The organism is Novosphingobium anseongense, from assembly GCF_037482895.1.
GTDB lineage: Bacteria > Pseudomonadota > Alphaproteobacteria > Sphingomonadales > Sphingomonadaceae > Novosphingobium > Novosphingobium anseongense.
Genome location: NZ_JBBHJZ010000017.1, coordinates 1 through 1,267, shown reverse-complemented (window position 1 = coordinate 1,267; position 1,267 = coordinate 1). Strand labels below are relative to the sequence as shown.

At 65.1% G+C, this 1,267-nt stretch carries 1 protein-coding gene; it reads left to right on the top strand.

Annotated elements, in window-relative coordinates; genetic code table 11:
* Positions 1-63: 63 nt before the first annotated feature.
* Positions 64-1,235 (top strand): IS3 family transposase gene (locus tag WG901_RS23745; protein WP_339589619.1). Its coding sequence is split into 2 segments (ribosomal slippage): positions 64-316 and positions 316-1,235, totalling 1,173 coding nucleotides; the frame shifts between segments, so codons are not numbered across the junction.
* Positions 1,236-1,267 lie beyond the last annotated feature (32 nt).

Here is a 1,267-nt window from a genome sequence, read left to right as displayed (position 1 = left end):
TGACGTGACCCCCTGATTTTCCTCCAAGTGTGATTAGAGTCCGGCCTGATAGAAGGACGGACGATGAAGCGTACAAGGTTCTCGGAAGAGCAGATCATTGCGGTGCTGAAGGAGGCCGAGGCGGGAGCCAAGACCGGCGACCTGGCGCGGCGGCATGGTGTGTCTGAAGCGACGATCTACAACTGGCGGGCGAAGTATGGCGGCCTGGAGGTGTCCGAGGCGAAGCGGCTGCGGGCGCTCGAGGATGAGAACGCCAAGCTGAAGCGGCTCCTGGCAGAGGCGATGCTCGACAATGCCGGCCTGAAGGATCTTCTGGCAAAAAATTGGTGACGCCCGCTGCCAAGCGAGAGGCGGTCGCTCGTCTCCAGGCAGCCCTGGGGATGAGCGAGCGGCGGGCGTGCCGTGTCATCGGCGCCGATCGGAAGAGCATGCGCTACCGGTCGCAGCGGGATGATGATGCCGAGCTTCGGTCGAAGCTGCGCGAGCTTGCCCAGCAGCGCCGCCGTTTTGGCTATCGCCGGCTGCACATCCTGCTGCGGCGGGAGGGTGTGGTGATCAACCGCAAGAAGACCCAGCGGCTCTACCGCGAGGAGAATCTAGCGGTCCGTCGAAGGCGCAACCGGCGGCGTGCGATCGGTGCGCGGGCGCCGGCGCCCGTGCTGGCGTTGCCCAACCAGCGCTGGAGCCTCGACTTCGTGCACGATCAGATGGCGTCGGGACGCCGGTTCCGGGTGCTGAACATCGTCGATGACGTGACCCGGGAGTGCCTGCGCGCGGTACCGGACACCTCGATCTCGGGGCGCAGGGTCGTGCGCGAGCTCACCGATCTGATCGCCGAGCGCGGCAAGCCAGGGATGATCGTCAGCGACAACGGCACCGAGCTGACGTCGAATGCGGTCCTTGCCTGGTGCGGGGAGATCGGCGTCGAGTGGCACTATATCGCCCCTGGCAAGCCGATGCAGAACGGCTACGTCGAGAGCTTCAATGGTCGCATGCGCGACGAGCTGCTCAACGAGACCCTGTTTCTGAGCCTCGACCATGCCCGCGTCGTGATCGCCGCCTGGGCGGAGGACTACAACCAAGAGCGCCCGCACTCGGCCCTTGGATATGAGACACCAGCGGCGTTCGCCGCTGAACTGCATAAGCAATGGCCTGCTTCGCTACGCCCTACGGGCTCCGCTGCGCAGGCCATTGCTCAGCCCGCGCTCATGCGCAACAAAGCCGCTGGGCTCTAATCGCTGCTGGTGGAAACCAGGGGGTCACGTCA